The sequence below is a fragment of the Streptomyces pyxinicus genome (assembly GCF_024753135.1).
Lineage (GTDB): Bacteria > Actinomycetota > Actinomycetes > Streptomycetales > Streptomycetaceae > Streptomyces > Streptomyces pyxinicus.
This window is the reverse complement of sequence record NZ_JANUGP010000003.1, coordinates 256,493-271,574: the sequence shown is the minus strand read 5'-3', so window position 1 is coordinate 271,574 and position 15,082 is coordinate 256,493. Positions and strand designations below refer to the sequence as shown.

Below are 15,082 nucleotides of genomic sequence, written 5' to 3'. Positions count from 1 at the left end.
CAAGGAACGAAGCCGGCCGGACGCGGGGCGCGCGCGCCCCGCTCCGCCGGCCCCCGCCGCCGCGCGCGGCGGAACGCGTGACCTCCATTCCCGACCCGACGTCCGAGGAGGCGTAGGTGAAGATCGGCGTGCAGAGCCAGGACGTGCTGTCCGCGCAGGACCCGCACGGCCAGGCCCACATGGAGCCGGTGCCCCCCAACCTGGAGCACGGTGTGCTCCTGGGCACCGGAACGGCCCCCAGCCACCACGGTGAACTGCTCCAGGGGGTGTTCGAGGACGACGGCGGGCTGCGCCGGGGTCTGGTGACGCTGCCCTGTGCCCTGTTCGCCAGCAACGCGACGGTGCGGCTGACCCGGTGGGAGCCGGAGCTGACGGTCACCCCGTCGTGGAAGACGAAGGCCCTCACCGCCGCGCGCACCACTTTGGAGGTGCTCGGCATGGGTGCCTACGGCGGCCGGCTGGAGCTGCGTGGTGACGTCGCCGTCGGCCGCGGCCTGGGATCGTCGACCAGCGATGTGACGGCGGCGATCCTGGCGGTGCTGGCCGCGGCCGGCCGCAATCTCGCGCCGGAGCGGATCGCCCGGATCGCGGTCGCCGCCGAGGCGGCCACCGACCCCCTGATCTACTTCGACCGGATGCTGCTGTTCGCGCACCGCGAGGGCGCGGTCATCGAGGACTTCCACCGGCCGGTGCCGCCGCTCGCGGTGGTCGGCTTCTCCTCGACGGAGCAGGAGATCGACACCCTGGCGCTGCCGCGGGCGCGGTACAACGCCTGGGAGATCGGGTGCTTCCGGGCGCTGCGCGGCCTGATGCGCCGGGCCGTGGCCCGCGGTGACCAGCGGGAGCTGGGCCGGATCTCCACCGCGAGCGCCCGCATCAACCAGCGGTTCCTGCCGATGCCCCGCTTCGACCGGGTGCTGGAGATCGCCGAGGAGACCGAGGCGCTGGGCGTGCAGGTGGCGCACAGCGGCACGGTCGCCGGGCTGCTCTTCGCGCCCCACCAGGCGGGGCTGGAGCGGCGCACGGCGCTGGCCGCCCGTCGGCTCGCCGAACTGCGCATCACCGACCATTGGCGCTACACAGCCGGGAGCGAGACTCATGTCCCGTACGCACACCAGTCGTAGGGCCTTCACGAGCGTGGTCGACGGCCACGTCCTGCCGAAGGTCATCCAGGTCGGGCCCAACGTGTACGGGGCCGCCTTCCATCTGATGAAGCTGCTGCCCGCGCAGTTCATCCTGACCAGTGCCATGGAGACCGGTGAACTCACCGAGGGCACCACGGTCGTGGAGACCACGTCCGGCACCTTCGGGCTCGGGCTGGCGATGGTGTGCCGGCTCAAGGGCATCCCGCTGGTCCTCGTCGGGGACCCGGCGATCGAGCCGCCGCTGCGCCGCCGGCTGGAGGCGCTCGGTGCCCGGGTGAGCATCGTGTCGGGTCCCGAGCTGCGCACCCGCGGAGTCCAGCAGGCCCGGCTGGACCGGGTGGCCCGCATCCAGGCCCGGCTGGGCTCGTACTACACCCCCGGCCAGTACGACAATCCGCTCAACCCGGTGTCCTATGGTGCGGTCGCCGAGCTGCTGCTGGAGAGCATGGGCACGTTCGACGCGCTGGTCTGCCCGGTCGGCTCGGGCGGTTCGTCGTCCGGGATCGGCTCGTTCCTGCGGGCGCTGAACCCGCGGCTGAAGCTGATCGGTGTGGACACCCCGGGCAGCGTGCTGTTCGGCGCCCCGGCCGGCCCCCGCCAACTGCGCGGACTGGGCAACGGCCTGGTGCCGCCGGTCCTGGAGCACACGTTGTTCGACGAGATCCACTGGCTGGACGCGGGGACCGCGTTCACCGCGACCCGGCGGCTGCACTCCGAGCACGCCGTGTACATGGGGCCCACCAGCGGCGCCGCGCACCACGTGGCCCGGTGGTACGCCGAGCAGCACCCGGAGCTGCGGGTGATGGCGCTCTTCCCCGACGAGGGGCACCGCTACACCAACACCGTGCACAACGACGCGTGGCTGCGCCGCAACGGCTTCCTGACCCCGCCGCCGGCGGCGCCGAGCACGCTGGACCATCCCGTCCAGGCCGCCGGCAGCTGGTCCCGCTTCTCCTGGCAGCGGCGTACCCGTGACGAGGTCGTCGCCCTCGCGGAAGGAGTGACCGTATGACCCGGGACGTGTTCGTCCTCGTCGAGAGCAACACCACCGGGACGGGCCGGCTGTTCCCCGTGGCGGCCCGCGCGCTCGGTCTGCACCCGGTGCTGCTGGCCGCCGACCCGTCCCGGTACGCCTCGGTGGGCGGCGCCGAGGTGGTCCGCACGGACACCGACAGCGTGGCGGCGGTGGTCGACGCCTGCCGGCGCCTGGCCGTCGGGCGGCGCGTCGCGGGTGTCGCGACCAGCTCCGACTACTACGTGGAGACGGCGGCCGCCGCGGCCGTGGCGCTCGGGCTGCCGGCGAACTCCCCCGCCGACCTCGCCGCGATCCGCGACAAGGGCACGCAGCGGGCCCGGCTCGCGGCGGCCGGGGTGCGGGTGCCCCGGTTCACGGTGGCCGGCACGGTCGACGAGGTCCTGGCCGCCGCGGCGGCGACCGGCTATCCGGTGGTCGTCAAGCCGGTCACCGGCAGTGGCAGTCTCGGGGTGCTGCTGTGCGCGGACGCCGAGCGGGCGGCCGGACACGCCCGCGCCCTGCTGTCCCGCGAGAACGACGAGCGCGGCCGGCCGGTGCCGCACCGGGTCACGGTCGAGGAGTTCGTGAGCGGCCCGGAGTACTCGGCGGAGGTGCTCGACGGCACGGTGGCCGGGATCACCGCCAAACACCTCGGCGCCCCGCCCCTGTTCGTGGAGACCGGGCACGACTTCCCCGCCGATCTGGCGCCGGCCGTGCGCGAGGCGGTCACCGAGGCCGCGGAGGCGGCCGTACGGGCCCTCGGCATCGCTCTCGGCCCGGCCCATGTGGAACTGCGTCTCGGCCCCGCCGGGCCGGTCCTGATCGAGGTCAACCCGCGTCTCGCGGGCGGCTGGATACCCCGGCTGGTGCGGGAGGCGACCGGGGCCGACCTCATCCTGGGCACGGTCGCCGCCTTCAGCGGCCGGCCGGCCCCGGTGGCCGCGACCGCGGCCCGGGGCGCGGCGATCCGGTTCGTGATGGCCGCCGGCGACGGCCGGCTGCGCGGCATCGACGGGGTGGCACGGGCCTGTGCCGTCCCCGGCGTGGTCGACGTGGAGACCTACCGGGAACCGGGCGCGGAGATCGTCGTGGGCGGCGACTTCCGGGACCGGATCGGGCACGTGCTGGCCCGGGGCGCGACCGCCGCCGAGGCGGCGGCCGGCGCCGAGGAGGGCGTGGGCCGCATCACCCTGTCCATGACGGTCCGTCAGGAGGTGTCGGCATGACGGACTCCGGCCGCCTGCGCAGCGCCGCCTCGCCCGAGATCCGCCGGATGCTCCTGGAGCGGCGGGACCCGCCGAGGGCCGCCTGGAAGACGGAGCTCGACCGGATCACCCATGTCGACCTCGCCCATGTCGTCATGCTCGCCGAGCGCCGTATCGTCGGCGCCCGGACCGCTTCCACCCTGCTCGCGGCCATCACGGACCTGCGCGAGCGGGACTACGGTCCGCTGGAGAGCGTGCCCGCCCCGCGCGGCCTCTACCTGGCCTACGAGTCCCATCTGATCGAGACGCTCGGCGACGAGACCGGCGGCGTCCTGCAGACCGGCCGCTCCCGCAACGACCTCGGGGTCACCTGCCTCCAGCTGGCGTTGCGCGAACCGTACCGGCGGCTGTCGGAGGAACTGGCCGAGCTGGGCCGGGTGTTGCTGGAACGCGCCCATGAGCACCGCGAGGTGCTGATGCCCGCCTACACGCACTTCCAGGCGGCCGTGCCGGTCACCTACGGGCACTATCTGCTCGGGCTGGCGCAGACCTTCGAGCGGGACGCCCGGGCCCTGGCCCAGGCCGGTGAGCTGCTGGAGCGGTGCCCGCTGGGCGCCGGGTCGATCGGCGGGACCACCGTCCCGATCAACCCGGGGCGCACGGCCGAACTCCTCGGTTTCGGCGAGCCGGTGCGCAACTCGGTGGATGCCATCGCCACCCGGGACACCGCGCTGCGGCTGCTGTCGGCGGCCGTGGTGCTCGGGGTCACCCTGGACCGGGCCGCCCTCGACCTGCTGATGTGGTCGAGCGCCGAGTTCGGGCTGGTGACGATCCCCGACGGGCTGGTCGGGTCCAGCTCGATGATGCCGCAGAAGCGCAACGCGTTCGTCCTGGAGCACGTGCAGGGCAAGTCGGCCGCCGCTCTCGGCGGGCTGACCGCGGCGGCGGCCTCGATGCGGGGCACCCCGTTCACCAACTCCATCGCGGTCGGCACCGAGGCGATGACCCATGTGATGCCGGCCCTGGACGCGACGATCGACGCGGTGAAGATCCTGCGGCTGACCTACGACGGGGCCCGGCCGGTGCCCCGCGCCATGGCGGACCGGGCGACCGCGGGGCTGACCCACGCGACCGGCACCGCCGAGTGGCTGGTGCGCCGGGGGGTGCCGTTCCGGCGGGCCCACCACCAGGTCGGTGAGGCCGCGCTGGCCGTCGTGGAGGGACGGGCCGGCTCACTCGGCGCGGCCCTGGACGCGCACGGTCACACACCGGCCGGCGAGTCCGCACAGCTGCGGCCGGAGGCCGTGTGGTCGGCGGCCGAGTTCGGCGGCGGTCCCGGCCCGGCCTCGTTCCGCCGCTGCCACGAACTGCTCACCCCGCGCTGGGACGGACACCGTGCCCGGCTGGCCAAGGAGACCGCCCGCTGGCTCGACGCCGAGGAGCGTCTGCGGGACGCCGTGGCACTGGTGCACGGCAGGACGCGGAACACCACCCGGGCCGCCGGCCCCGAATCCGAGGAGGACTTCCATGACGAGCACTGAGCACGGCACGTTCGCGGCCCGCGTGGTCGAGCTGCGCAGCGACACCTTCACCCTGCCGACGCCCCGGATGCTGGCGGAGATGACGAGGGCGCCGCTCGGCGACGACGTCTACGGCGAGGATCCCACCGCCCGGGAACTGGAGGAACTGGCCGCCCGGCTGCTGGGCATGGAGGACGCCTGCTTCATGCCCAGCGGCACCATGGGCAACCTGGCGGCCCTGCTCGCCCACTGCCCGCGCGGCACCAAGGCCCTCGCGGGGGCCGAGTCCGACATCTACGTCTACGAGGCCGGCGGGGCCTCCTACTGCGGCGGTGTGATCGTGGAGCCGGTGGCCAACCGGGCCGACGGCACGATGGCGCTCGCCGACATCGAGGCCGCCTTCCCGGAGGACCCCGAGGACCCGCAGTTCGCGCTGCCCGCCCTGCTGTGCGTGGAGAACCCGCAGAACCGCTGCGGCGGCCGGGTGCTCCCGCTGGAGTACCTGGCCGAGGTCCGGGCGCTGGCCCGCTCCCGGGGGGTGGCGGTCCACCTGGACGGGGCCCGCCTCTTCAACGCCGCGCACGTCCTCGGCGTACCGGTGCGCGTCATCGCCGGATACGCGGACTCGGTGCAGTTCTGTCTGTCGAAGGGACTGTCCGCGCCGGTCGGTTCGATGGTCGCCGGCAGCGCCGAGTTCGTCCGGTCGGTGCGCCGCGTCCGCAAGATGCTGGGCGGCGGCATGCGGCAGGCCGGGGTGCTGGCCGCGGCCGGGCTGGTCGCGCTGCGGGAGATGACGGCCCGGCTCGGCGACGACCACGCGACGGCGCGCCGGCTGGCCGCGGGCCTGGCCGAGCTGCCCGGGGTCGTGGTGGAGCCGGTCGAGACCAACATGGTCTTCTTCCGGGTCGACGCGCCCGGCCTGCCCCAGGCCCGGTTCATCGAGCGGGCGTGGCAGGAGGGCGTGCGCCTGGCCGAGCTGGGCCGCGGCCGGATCCGGGCGGTCACCCACGCCGGGGTGGACGACGCCGACGTGGACCGTGCCCTGGCGGTCTTCCGGGAACTCCTGGTGCCGCAGACCGCCGCCGCCTGATCCCGGCCGCCGGTTTCCCGGGCCCCTTTCACCACCTCGTCCGCACCTCGGGAACCACTCGCTCCACCCATACGAAACCCATCCGGAAACAGCTCCACCACACGATCGGAGAATCGTCATGCAGCAGAACACCCAGCAGTGGCTCGTCGTCGTCAACGGCGAGGAGCAGTACTCGGTCTGGGCCGCCGACCGTGACGTCCCGCAGGGCTGGCGCGCGATCGGTGTCAGCGGTGCGAAGGAGGACTGCCTCGACCACATCGAGCGCGTCTGGACCGACATGCGCCCGCTCAGCCTGCGCACCGCCACCGCCGCCTGACACCGCACGCGGGGGTGCCGGCTGACCCCGGTTCGCCGGCACTCCCGTACCGCACCCGACCACCAGGACCAGGGCGCAGGCCCGGAACAGAGGACTCAGCGGATGACGACGCTCCAGCCGCCCCTGCCGCTCACGCCCCGCACGGCCGACGCGTGGGGGCAGCTTCTGCTCGACTGCCAGACCGCGGGGCTGCCGCGGGACACGTACTTCGAGATCTGTGAGCGCGACGACGGATACATCAGCGGCTACGACGCCGTGGGCTTCTTCACGGGCCCCGACTCCTGGCCAGAGCTGGACAACTGGGCCTTCGCCCGCTTCCACGGCCGGGTGCTGGACATCGGGGTGGGCGCCGGCCGGTTCGCGGTGCCCTTCCAGGAGCGCGGTGGCGAGGTCGTGGGCCTCGACGTGTCGGCCGACGCACTCGACGTGTGCCGGCGCCGCGGGCTGGCTCGGACGTTCCTCGGCACGGTCGACGACCTGCCCGAGAACCAGCGCTTCGACACCTTCCTGCTGCTGGGCCGCAATCTCGGCTTGCTGGAGAGCCGTGAGCGCGGCTCGCGGCTGCTGAGCGCGCTGGCCCGGCTGGCCCGCCCCGGGGCCCGGATCGTCGGGACGGGGATGGACCCCTACCTGCTCGACGGGGCCCAGCACGCCGAGTACCTCGCGGCGAACCGGCGGCGGGGCCGGATGAGCGGTCAGATGCGGCTGCGGCTGCGGCACCGGCTGCTGGTGACGGACTGGTTCGACTACTTGTTCGCCTCGCTGCCGGAGCTGGAGTCGCTGACCGAGGGCACCGGCTGGCGGATCGCCGAGGTCGAACGGCGCGGCCCGGACTACGGCGTCGTCCTCACCCTCGCCTGACGCCGGTCCGGACCGCCGAACGCCTCGGACGGCGACTGCCGTCCGAGGCGAGGCGTACGGGGGTGGAGCCGGCGGCGCGACCTGGCTAGCGGACGCGGTCCCCGGTCCCGGTGCCGCGGGTGAGCGACACGGTCCGCAGCCGGGGTTCGCGGCGGGTCTCGGCGTACAGGTGGCGGACGTGGTTGAGGACCGAGAAGCGGGGTTCCTCACCACCGGTGCCCTCCGGTCGTACCAGACCGTAGGTCACCAGGGTGAAGACGATGACGGCGACGTCGGCCCCGGACGTGCCGACGGCCGTCGCCGCTTCGGCGACCGACCAGCTGCGGTGGTCGCGGGCGACGGCGGCGAGGAAGGACACTCCGGCCGGGCTGACCCGGCTCAGGGTGCGGCGCAACCGGACCCTCAGGTCGCGCGAGGTGTCCGCGGTCATGGGCGGCGCGGTCAGGTCGAACGGGCTGCGCTCCACCTCGGCCAGCAGCTCCGGCAGGCCGCGTACGAGGGTCCAGCGGCCGGCGAACTCCAGGGCCCGCGGCAGTCCGTCGAGACGCCGGCACAGGTCGGCGACGACCGCCGCGTCGGCGTCGTCCAGCCGGAACAGGGGGTTGCCGGCCCGGATGTGGGCGCACAGCAGCCGTACGGACGGCACCTGGCCGAGCGACTCCGGGTGCGACTCGGCGCCGGGGTCGGGCACCGGCAGCGGGGCGAGGCGCAGGAGCTGCTCGCCGGGGACGCCGGCCGGCCCGCACGCGGTGAGCAGGACCCGCAGCAGGGGGTGGGCGCGCATCAGCGCGGCCAGCCGGTCCGGGTCGACCGCGGGCTCGGCGTCGTCCAGCACCAGGACGGTCCGCTCCCCGGCCGCGCGGTCGGCGACCTCGGCGAAGGGGATCTCCTCGCCGCGGGTCCGCCACAGCACCCGGGTGCCGTCGGCGGCGGCCCGGCTCACGGCCTCGGCCGCCAGGTGCGTCTTCCCCACCCCTGAGATGCCGACGACGGACACCAGGCGTCCGCCCGGCCGTCGCAACAGGTCGGTGAGGGCGGCCGCTTCGGTCTCCCTGCCGATCAGCGGGCCCCGGACGAGCCACGGAGCGGGGCCGCGGTCGTCGTCCGCCGGGCGGCCCGCGAAGCCCGGGCGGCGGCGCGCCGCGTCCAGCAGGGTGTCGCGCTGGGCGGGGGCGAGCCGCAGTCCGTCCGCGAGCAGCCGGACCGTGTCCGGCCGCGGGGACAGGACCTTGCCCAGCTCCAGGTTGCGTATGGCGCGCACGCTCACGGTGGTGAGGTCCGCGAGGTGCCGCTGGGTGAGTCCGGCGCGCCGGCGGTGGTTCCTCAGCAGGGCGCCGAGGTCCGGCTGGGTTCGGGTGTCGTTCATGACCTGCTCCGGTGGGCTGTTCCGGTGTGCTGGTGGAACCGTGGGGGCGGGACGCGGTCCGAGTGGTTCACCCGGTGCCGTCCCGGTCGGCGCGTCGTCAGCTCCAGGGGTTGGTGTTGTCCGTGGAGCTGTCGCCGGCCTGCACGGTGGCCGTCCGCTGTCCGTGCGCCTCGGTCTCGACCGCCACCGCGCCCAGCAGGGCGGCGACCGCGGCGGTGACGACGGCGGTGGCCCTCATGTGCCTCACGACCAGTGCGAAAGTCCTGTTCATGGTGGCTTCCTCTCTCTCCCTCGGCCCGCTGCCGGGCTTGTGGAAGGAAAGTTAGGAGTCGCGGTAATCACTCCGCTTTGACGCCGCTATCCCCCGTGGATAGCCGTCCTGGCCTGCGGTTTCTCCCTCTCACGGCTACCAGGCGGAGGTTCCCCGCGCGGCGTTCGCCGCCTCCTGCTCCCACAGGTGCCAGCACACCCGTTCCAGACCGCGTTTGAGATAGCGGCGGTAGGTGCTGAAGGACAGCGCGAGTTCCCGGGCCACCGCCTGCTGGGTGCTGCCGCCCTCGACGTACGTCGCCCAGACCGCGGCCCGTTGTCCCTTCGCCCTGGGGTCCTGGTCGATGGACTCGATGGCCCGGACGACGAGCCGGCGCAGGTTCTGCTCCGGGTCGCCGGAGTGCCGGGCGACGAACGCGGCGTGCAGCAGCGGGTTCTGGGCCAGCCGCTCACGCTGGTGCCAGTCGCGCAGCAGGTCGTGGACGGCCCGGTCGAAGGCCGCCCGGGACAGCGCCGCCGTGCGGGGCGGTCCGGTGCCGCCGGGTGTGCGCAGTCCGAAGAGCATGCGGTCGTCGAGCAGATCACACCACGCGTTCATTCCCGTGGTCCCCCAGTCGTGTCCGAACAGCGTGACGTTCTGTGCGGCGAGTCGCGGGCCGCCGGGCAGGCGGCGGAAGTCGGCGTACTCCAGCAGGCCGTCGGGACCGTCGCCGTTCTGGGCATGGAAGGTCCAGGCGAGCCGGTCCTGGACGTGCAGTTCCCGGGTGACGCGCACGAGCATGGCCGCGGAGGCGGCCGCGAGGTCGTGCGGGCGGCGGCGCAGCAGGGCGAAGCGCACCAGGTTCACCCGCTCTCCGGGGCCCGGTTCACGGTGCGACTCGACGTGCTCGCGGACGACGGCGACCACCGGGTCGATGGCGGTCTCCACGGCGTCCCAGCGGTCGAAGGTCAGCAGACCCAGCACGCCGACGATCTCGCCGGTGCGGGCAGCGCGGTAGAGGTGGAAGCCGTGCGGCCTGCGGTGCAGCCAGAAATCGACGGCCGCGACGCCCTCCGGGCCGAGGCGTTCGTGCGCGAGGTCGCGTACGGCGGGCAGGTCCTCGGCGTCGCAGGGGGTCTCGTACACCGGGTCGCATCCTGCCTCGGCGTGTACGTCCCGGCCGGGTCCGGACAGGCGCCGGCCCCGGGTCTGGATGTGGTGGAAGGCGCCGGCGGCGGACAGCGAGACGGGCTCGGGGCGGGTGCGGATCAGCGTCTGGAGGTGGGTGCGCAGGGCCTTGTGCAGGGACAGGTAGGCGTCGGGCGCGCGCCACCCGAGGTCACGGTCCAGGGCCTCGGCCACCACGGGCAGCAGCCGCAGCCCGGCGCGGCCGCTGATGGCGTAGGGGCGGCGGCGCAGCCAGTCGAAGATCTCGTGGGCCTGGTCCGGCAGGAAGGCGCGCAGCAGGTCCTCGGTGGTCTCGGGGACGTGTGCGCAGATCTCCAGCGCCTGCCGGTGCAGGGGCGAGGGGACCGGGCCGACCACGCGGTCCATCAGTTCGGCGACGGTCTCGGGCGCGGGCTGCCAGGTCTGTCCCGGCGGCGCGTCCCGGTCCCGGGCGGCGAGCCGCAGGGCGAGGGGGTGGCCGGCGGCGAAGGCGAGGCGGGCGCCGCGGGCGGTGGTCCGGCCGGGTGCGGCGTCCTGGAGCAGGCGGCCCGACTCGGCGCGGGACAGCCGGTCCAGGCGTCCGACGCGCAGGGTGTCGGCCCAGGCCGGATCGGTACGCCAGCGCAGTCCGGGCGGTTCGCGGCCGGCGAGGACGACGAGGGAGCCGGGCGGCAGGCCGGTGAGGTAGCGGTCCCTGAACCAGTCCTCCAGCGGGCCGAGCCGGTCGGCGTTGTCCACGAGGAGCACCGGCCGGCCGGTGCCGGGGACGTCCGCCGCGGCGGCGAACGCCTCCTCGGTGGGGCCGGTGCGCCCGGCGTCCGCCGCGACGACGTGCCGCCCGCGCCGCCGGGCCTCCACGGCGAACCGGCGCAGCAGCTGGGTCTTGCCGATGCCGCCGGGCCCGTGCAGCGCCAGCACGGTGACCGTGCCGGGCGATTCGTCCAGCGCCGCGCGGAACCGGGCCAGTTCGGTCTCCCGGCCGACGAAGCGGCGCAGAAACGTCTCTTCTCGATCGTGGACGGAGGCGTCGGGGGCCGGCCGCCGGGGCGCCGGAGCGCTGTGCGGGTTCATGGGGGGACGGATACCTCGGGTCGGGGTCGGCTCGTCGGCACGTGCACGGCTGCGGTGTCGGCGTCACCGGTCCTCGGTGGTGCTGTCGGCAGTCACCCGGGTGAGCAGCCCGGCGGCCCGCTCCTCCTCCTCGGCCATGCCCAGCCGGCCGAACACCTCCAGGGCGTCGGTGAGCAGCCCGCCGGCCTTCGCGCTGTCGCCGGCGCGCAGGGACAGGTCGGCGAGGTCGACCCGGACAGAGGCGGCCCCGGCCTGGTCGAGGATGTCCTCGCGCACCGAGAGCGCCCTGGCGAAGTACGCGCCCGCCTCGGTCAGTTCGCCGAGCCGGGCGTGGACCTGGCCGAGGTCGTGGAGGATGTACCCCTCGCCGATCACGTCGCCCTCGTCCCGGACCATGCCGAGGCCCTCGGACAGCGCCGTGCGGGCCTCGTCGAGCTGCCCGCGGTGCAGGTGCAGCTGGCCCGCGCGCTGGAGTACCCGGGCCTGGCCGCCGAGGCAGCCGAGGTCGCGCCAGATCTCCAGCGCCTCGGCGAGTTCCGCCTCCACCCGGCGGAAGTCGCCGCGCCGCAGCAGGATGACCGCGCGCTGGACGAGGACGGAGGCGCGGGCCCACGGGTCGCCGTCGCCGAAGTCCCGCTCCGCCCGGGCGAACAGGTCCATCGCGGCGGTGTCATGGCCGGCGAACCGTTCCAGCAGGCCGAGGTCGCGATGGCACAGCCCGAGCCCTTTGGTGTGGCCGGACTCCTCGAAGAGACCGGCGGCGGTGGTCAGCGCGCGGCGGGCCTCGGGCAGGTTGCGGCGGTTGAGGTGCAGCGAGCCGAGGGAGGCGAGCAGGGCGGCCTGGCCCAGCCGGTTGCCGCTGCGGCGCACGGCGGTCAGTGCCTTGCGGTGGGTGCGGGCCCAGTGGTCGAGGTAGCCCCGGGCCTCGTAGAACGGGGCGAGACTGACGGCGAGTTCCCAGGCGTAGCCGTCCTCGCCCTCCTGGGCGAGGCTCTCCACGGTCAGGCTCAGGTTCTCGCGTTCGGTGTCCAGCCATTCCAGGGGCCGGGCCAGGATGGTCCTGACGTGGTCTGCGGGCGGGTTCCAGCGGACGGCGGGGCCGCCGATGTAGTGGGTGCCGAAGACCCGCCGCTGGGCCTCGCCGATCAGGGCGAGCCAGGCGCCGCCCACCCGGCGGAGCGCGGCCCGCCGTTCGCTCTCGTCGGACTCGGCGGCCAGCCGGTCCCGGGCGAACAGCCGGATGATGTCGTGGAAGCCGTAGCGCAGCTCCCCGGTGGCGTCGACCCCCGCGACGTCCAGCATCTGCACGTCGACCAGGGGTTCCATGAGGTCGGACGGGTACGGGTAGGCGTCCGGGGCGTCGAGGAGGGCGCCGCCGATCCAGCTGGGGAAGGTGGAGCCCTTGGTGAGGCTGAGCAGCCGCAGCAGGGTGCGGTCGGTCTCGGCCAGTCCGTCGTAGGTGAGGGAGAGACTGGCCCGTACGGTCATCTCGCCGTGGGTCAGTTCGTCGAGGCGGCGGCGCTCGTCGGCGAGCCGCTGCACCATGTACGCGAGCGGCCAGAGCGGGCGGGCGGCCAGCCGGGCGGCGACGATGCGCAGGGCGAGCGGCAGCCCGCCGACGGCGGCGGCCAGTGCCCTGGCGGCCTCCGGTTCGCCGTGGACCCGGTCGGCGCCGATGACGTTGCCGAACAGTTCCAGTGAACTCCGCTCGTCGAGGATGTCCAGCGTGACCCGGTGGGCTCCGGGGAGGGCGGTGAGCCGTGCCCTGCTGGTGACGAGGACCCCGCAGGAGCGGCCGCCGGGCAGCAGCGGGAAGATCTGCTCCTCGCCCACGGCGTCGTCGAGGACGACCAGGATGCGGCGGTCGGCGAGCATGCTGCGGTAGATCGCGCCCCGCTCCTCCAGGGAGTCGGGGATGGCGGGCCCCGGCAGGCCCAGGGCGCGCAGGAACCGGCCGAGGACCTCGCGGGGGTCGACGGGGTCGGCCCGGCCGCCGCGCAGCTGGCAGTAGAGCTGGCCGTCGGGGAAGTGGGACTCGGCGAGCCGGTGCGCGACCCGGGCGGCGAAGGTGCTCTTGCCGATGCCGGAGCGGCCGGTGACGACGACGATGCCCGGGGCCCGGTCCGGCGAGGTGTTCGTCAGGACGCCCTCAGCCTCGGCGACGAGCCGCTGGTGCCCGACGAAGTCCCCGGTGTCCACCGGGAGTTGCCGGGGGACGGCGGCGCGGGCCGCGGTGCGGCCGTCCTCGGCGGCGGCCGGTTCCGGTTCCGGTCCGGCGGGTGCGCCGGGCATCTGCTCGGTGCCGCGCAGTGCGGTGCCGGCCGGACGCTCCAGCCGCAGGCAGGCGTCCTCGGTCAGGATGGCCCGCTCCAGCAGGCGCAGATCCTCACCGGGCTGGAGGCCGAGTTCGTCCATGAGCAGGGTGCGGCCCTGCCGGTAGACCTCCAGGGCCTCGGCCTGTCTGCCGGAGCGGTGCAGGGCGAGCATCAACTGTCCGCGAAAACGTTCCCGCAGGGGGTTCTCGACCACCAGCCGGGCTGTTTCGGCGATCAGTTGGTGATGGCGGCCGAGCGCGAGTTCCAGCTCGACGAACGACTCCGTCGCCGCGAGGCGTTCCTCGTCGATGTGCTCGGCGACCCGGACCAGCGCGTCACTGGGAACGCCGTTCAGACAGGGGCCGTGCCACAGGCCGACCGCCGTGCGCAGCAGGGCGGCGGCCTCGGCGGTGCGTCCCTCGCCGCCGAGCGCGGCGGCGTCGGCGACACCGCGCCGGAAGACGTTCAGGTCGAGCGCCGTGTCGTCGATCTGGAGCACGTAGCCAGGAGGGCGGGTCTCGATGACGGCCTTGACGGCGGCGGCGGCCAGGGTCTTGCGCATCCGCGACACACAGATCTGCACCTGGGTCCGGGCGGTCTCGGGCGGGGTCTCGGCCCACAGCAGCCGGATGAGGTGGTCGCAGTTCTGGAGCCGTCCGCTCTCCAGGAGCAGGGCGGCGAGGACGACCTGCTGTCTGCCCGCGGTGACCGGCACGGCGCCCTGGTCGCCGAACACCTTCAGCTCGCCGAGCACCTGGAACGTGAATCCCGCTGACCGGTCACGCGATTCGAGGTGCACTCCGGTCATGAGCCCTCCCCTCCCCCTCACACACAGCAGGTCACAGCGTGTGTCCGGCCGCCAAGTCTAGGGCCCGGACACCCCTGCCCACCGGCCTGAACACCAGCTGGACAGCGGTGAGCAGCGGGTGGACCAGGGACGTGGCCGGGGCCGTGACGTGACCCGCACGCCACCGCCCGGTCCGCCGCCCCGAAGGCGCCCGGCCGCGCCGGGTGGTCAGGGGTGACCAGGATCCGAGCAACGGGTGACCAGGTCACGAGGGCGCGATGGCGCGGTGATAGCGGCGGGACAGCGACCGGCCGGAGGATCGCCCGGTGGGAGCCGTCGGCTCCGCGGCACCCGGGCACCGAGAGCGAGAGGCCGGTCATCCAGTCATGAACACCGACAACTCCCCTTTTCCGCAAGCCGGTTCGAAGGTGACGGCGGCCGGCGTGAAACATGTGATGCTCACCTACCACTACTTGGACATCGGGGACATCGACGGGTACGCCTCGCTCACCGAGCAGGACGTGCGGCTGGACCATCCCGGTGCCCCGCCGCTCCGGGGCCGTGACGCGGTGCTCAGCGCGCACGCGGCGCAGGCCACCCTGCTCAGGCGGCACGAGGTGGACACCGTCGTCGCCGACGAGGGACGGGTGGTGGTGCTCGGCCGGGTGGTGCGCCAGCCGCGCGGGGCGGGGCACCAGGCACCCTACGGCGTGGACTTCGCGGACGTGTTCACCCTGTCCGGACAGACGCTGGTCCGGTCGTGCCGACGCTACTACCACGCACCCCTGCCGGGCGGAGCGCCGTCGCACACCGAGGGCTCCACGGCGGAGTGAGATGATCAGCGCCGTTTCAGGGGACCTCGCCACGGCTGCCACGCATCGCCGCCGGATGCCGCCGCCTCCGGCAGCCGCGCGGAACGGGACCGCCGGGGCGCGGGGCGCCGGTTCGCGCGGTGGCCGGAACCAGGCCGCGAA

General features: G+C 74.3%; 12 protein-coding genes. 8 read left to right on the top strand and 4 right to left on the bottom strand.

All coding sequences use genetic code 11. The annotated features are described in order from the left end of the window. The first annotated feature begins 116 nt into the window (after nucleotides 1-116). From NX794_RS06465 to NX794_RS06435, 7 genes are all read left to right on the top strand, one after another. Complete coding sequence (locus tag NX794_RS06465; RefSeq protein WP_258777228.1) at nucleotides 117-1,124, top strand: GHMP family kinase ATP-binding protein; 1,008 nt, start codon at nucleotides 117-119, stop codon at nucleotides 1,122-1,124. Continuing rightward, nucleotides 1,099-2,157, top strand: coding sequence for a pyridoxal-phosphate dependent enzyme (locus NX794_RS06460; RefSeq protein WP_258777227.1), 1,059 nt, complete (start codon nucleotides 1,099-1,101; stop codon nucleotides 2,155-2,157). Before NX794_RS06465 ends, NX794_RS06460 begins: the two co-directional genes overlap by 26 nt. After that, complete coding sequence (locus tag NX794_RS06455) at nucleotides 2,154-3,386, top strand: ATP-grasp domain-containing protein (protein WP_258777226.1); 1,233 nt, start codon at nucleotides 2,154-2,156, stop codon at nucleotides 3,384-3,386. Before NX794_RS06460 ends, NX794_RS06455 begins: the two co-directional genes overlap by 4 nt. Then, a complete protein-coding gene (argH, locus tag NX794_RS06450; RefSeq protein ID WP_258777225.1) occupies nucleotides 3,383-4,906 on the top strand; it encodes an argininosuccinate lyase in 1,524 nt (507 codons plus the stop codon). The genes NX794_RS06455 and argH overlap by 4 nt, the downstream gene beginning before the upstream one ends. Further along, nucleotides 4,893-5,975 (top strand): GntG family PLP-dependent aldolase, encoded by a 1,083-nt coding sequence (locus NX794_RS06445; protein ID WP_258777223.1) that lies wholly within the window; start codon nucleotides 4,893-4,895, stop codon nucleotides 5,973-5,975. Before argH ends, NX794_RS06445 begins: the two co-directional genes overlap by 14 nt. Nucleotides 5,976-6,093: 118 nt before the next feature. Next, nucleotides 6,094-6,291 carry an MbtH family protein gene (locus tag NX794_RS06440; protein ID WP_258777222.1) on the top strand — a complete coding sequence of 66 codons (198 nt, stop codon included), beginning with the start codon at nucleotides 6,094-6,096 and terminating at the stop codon, nucleotides 6,289-6,291. Between the two features lie 102 nt (nucleotides 6,292-6,393). After that, on the top strand, nucleotides 6,394-7,152 hold the full coding sequence (locus tag NX794_RS06435) for a class I SAM-dependent methyltransferase (protein WP_258777221.1): 759 nt from the start codon (nucleotides 6,394-6,396) through the stop codon (nucleotides 7,150-7,152). Between the two features lie 85 nt (nucleotides 7,153-7,237). On the opposite strand, the gene NX794_RS06430 is transcribed toward NX794_RS06435, so the two are convergent. From NX794_RS06430 to NX794_RS06415, 4 genes are all read right to left on the bottom strand, one after another. Continuing rightward, the gene (locus NX794_RS06430; RefSeq protein WP_258777220.1) at nucleotides 7,238-8,518 is read right to left on the bottom strand and encodes a helix-turn-helix domain-containing protein; all 1,281 of its coding nucleotides are present in this window, start codon (nucleotides 8,516-8,518) and stop codon (nucleotides 7,238-7,240) included. 97 nt (nucleotides 8,519-8,615) lie between these two features. After that, nucleotides 8,616-8,789, bottom strand: coding sequence for a hypothetical protein (locus NX794_RS06425; protein WP_258777219.1), 174 nt, complete (start codon nucleotides 8,787-8,789; stop codon nucleotides 8,616-8,618). A 135-nt stretch (nucleotides 8,790-8,924) separates the two neighbouring features. Next, nucleotides 8,925-11,006: a P-loop NTPase gene (locus tag NX794_RS06420; RefSeq protein ID WP_258777218.1), complete on the bottom strand. Its 2,082-nt coding sequence runs from the start codon at nucleotides 11,004-11,006 to the stop codon at nucleotides 8,925-8,927. Between the two features lie 63 nt (nucleotides 11,007-11,069). Then, on the bottom strand, nucleotides 11,070-14,129 hold the full coding sequence (locus tag NX794_RS06415) for an AfsR/SARP family transcriptional regulator (RefSeq protein WP_258777216.1): 3,060 nt from the start codon (nucleotides 14,127-14,129) through the stop codon (nucleotides 11,070-11,072). A 365-nt stretch (nucleotides 14,130-14,494) separates the two neighbouring features. Between NX794_RS06415 and NX794_RS06410 the strand changes: the two genes are divergently transcribed. Continuing rightward, a complete protein-coding gene (locus NX794_RS06410) occupies nucleotides 14,495-14,941 on the top strand; it encodes a nuclear transport factor 2 family protein (protein ID WP_258777215.1) in 447 nt (148 codons plus the stop codon). Nucleotides 14,942-15,082 lie beyond the last annotated feature (141 nt).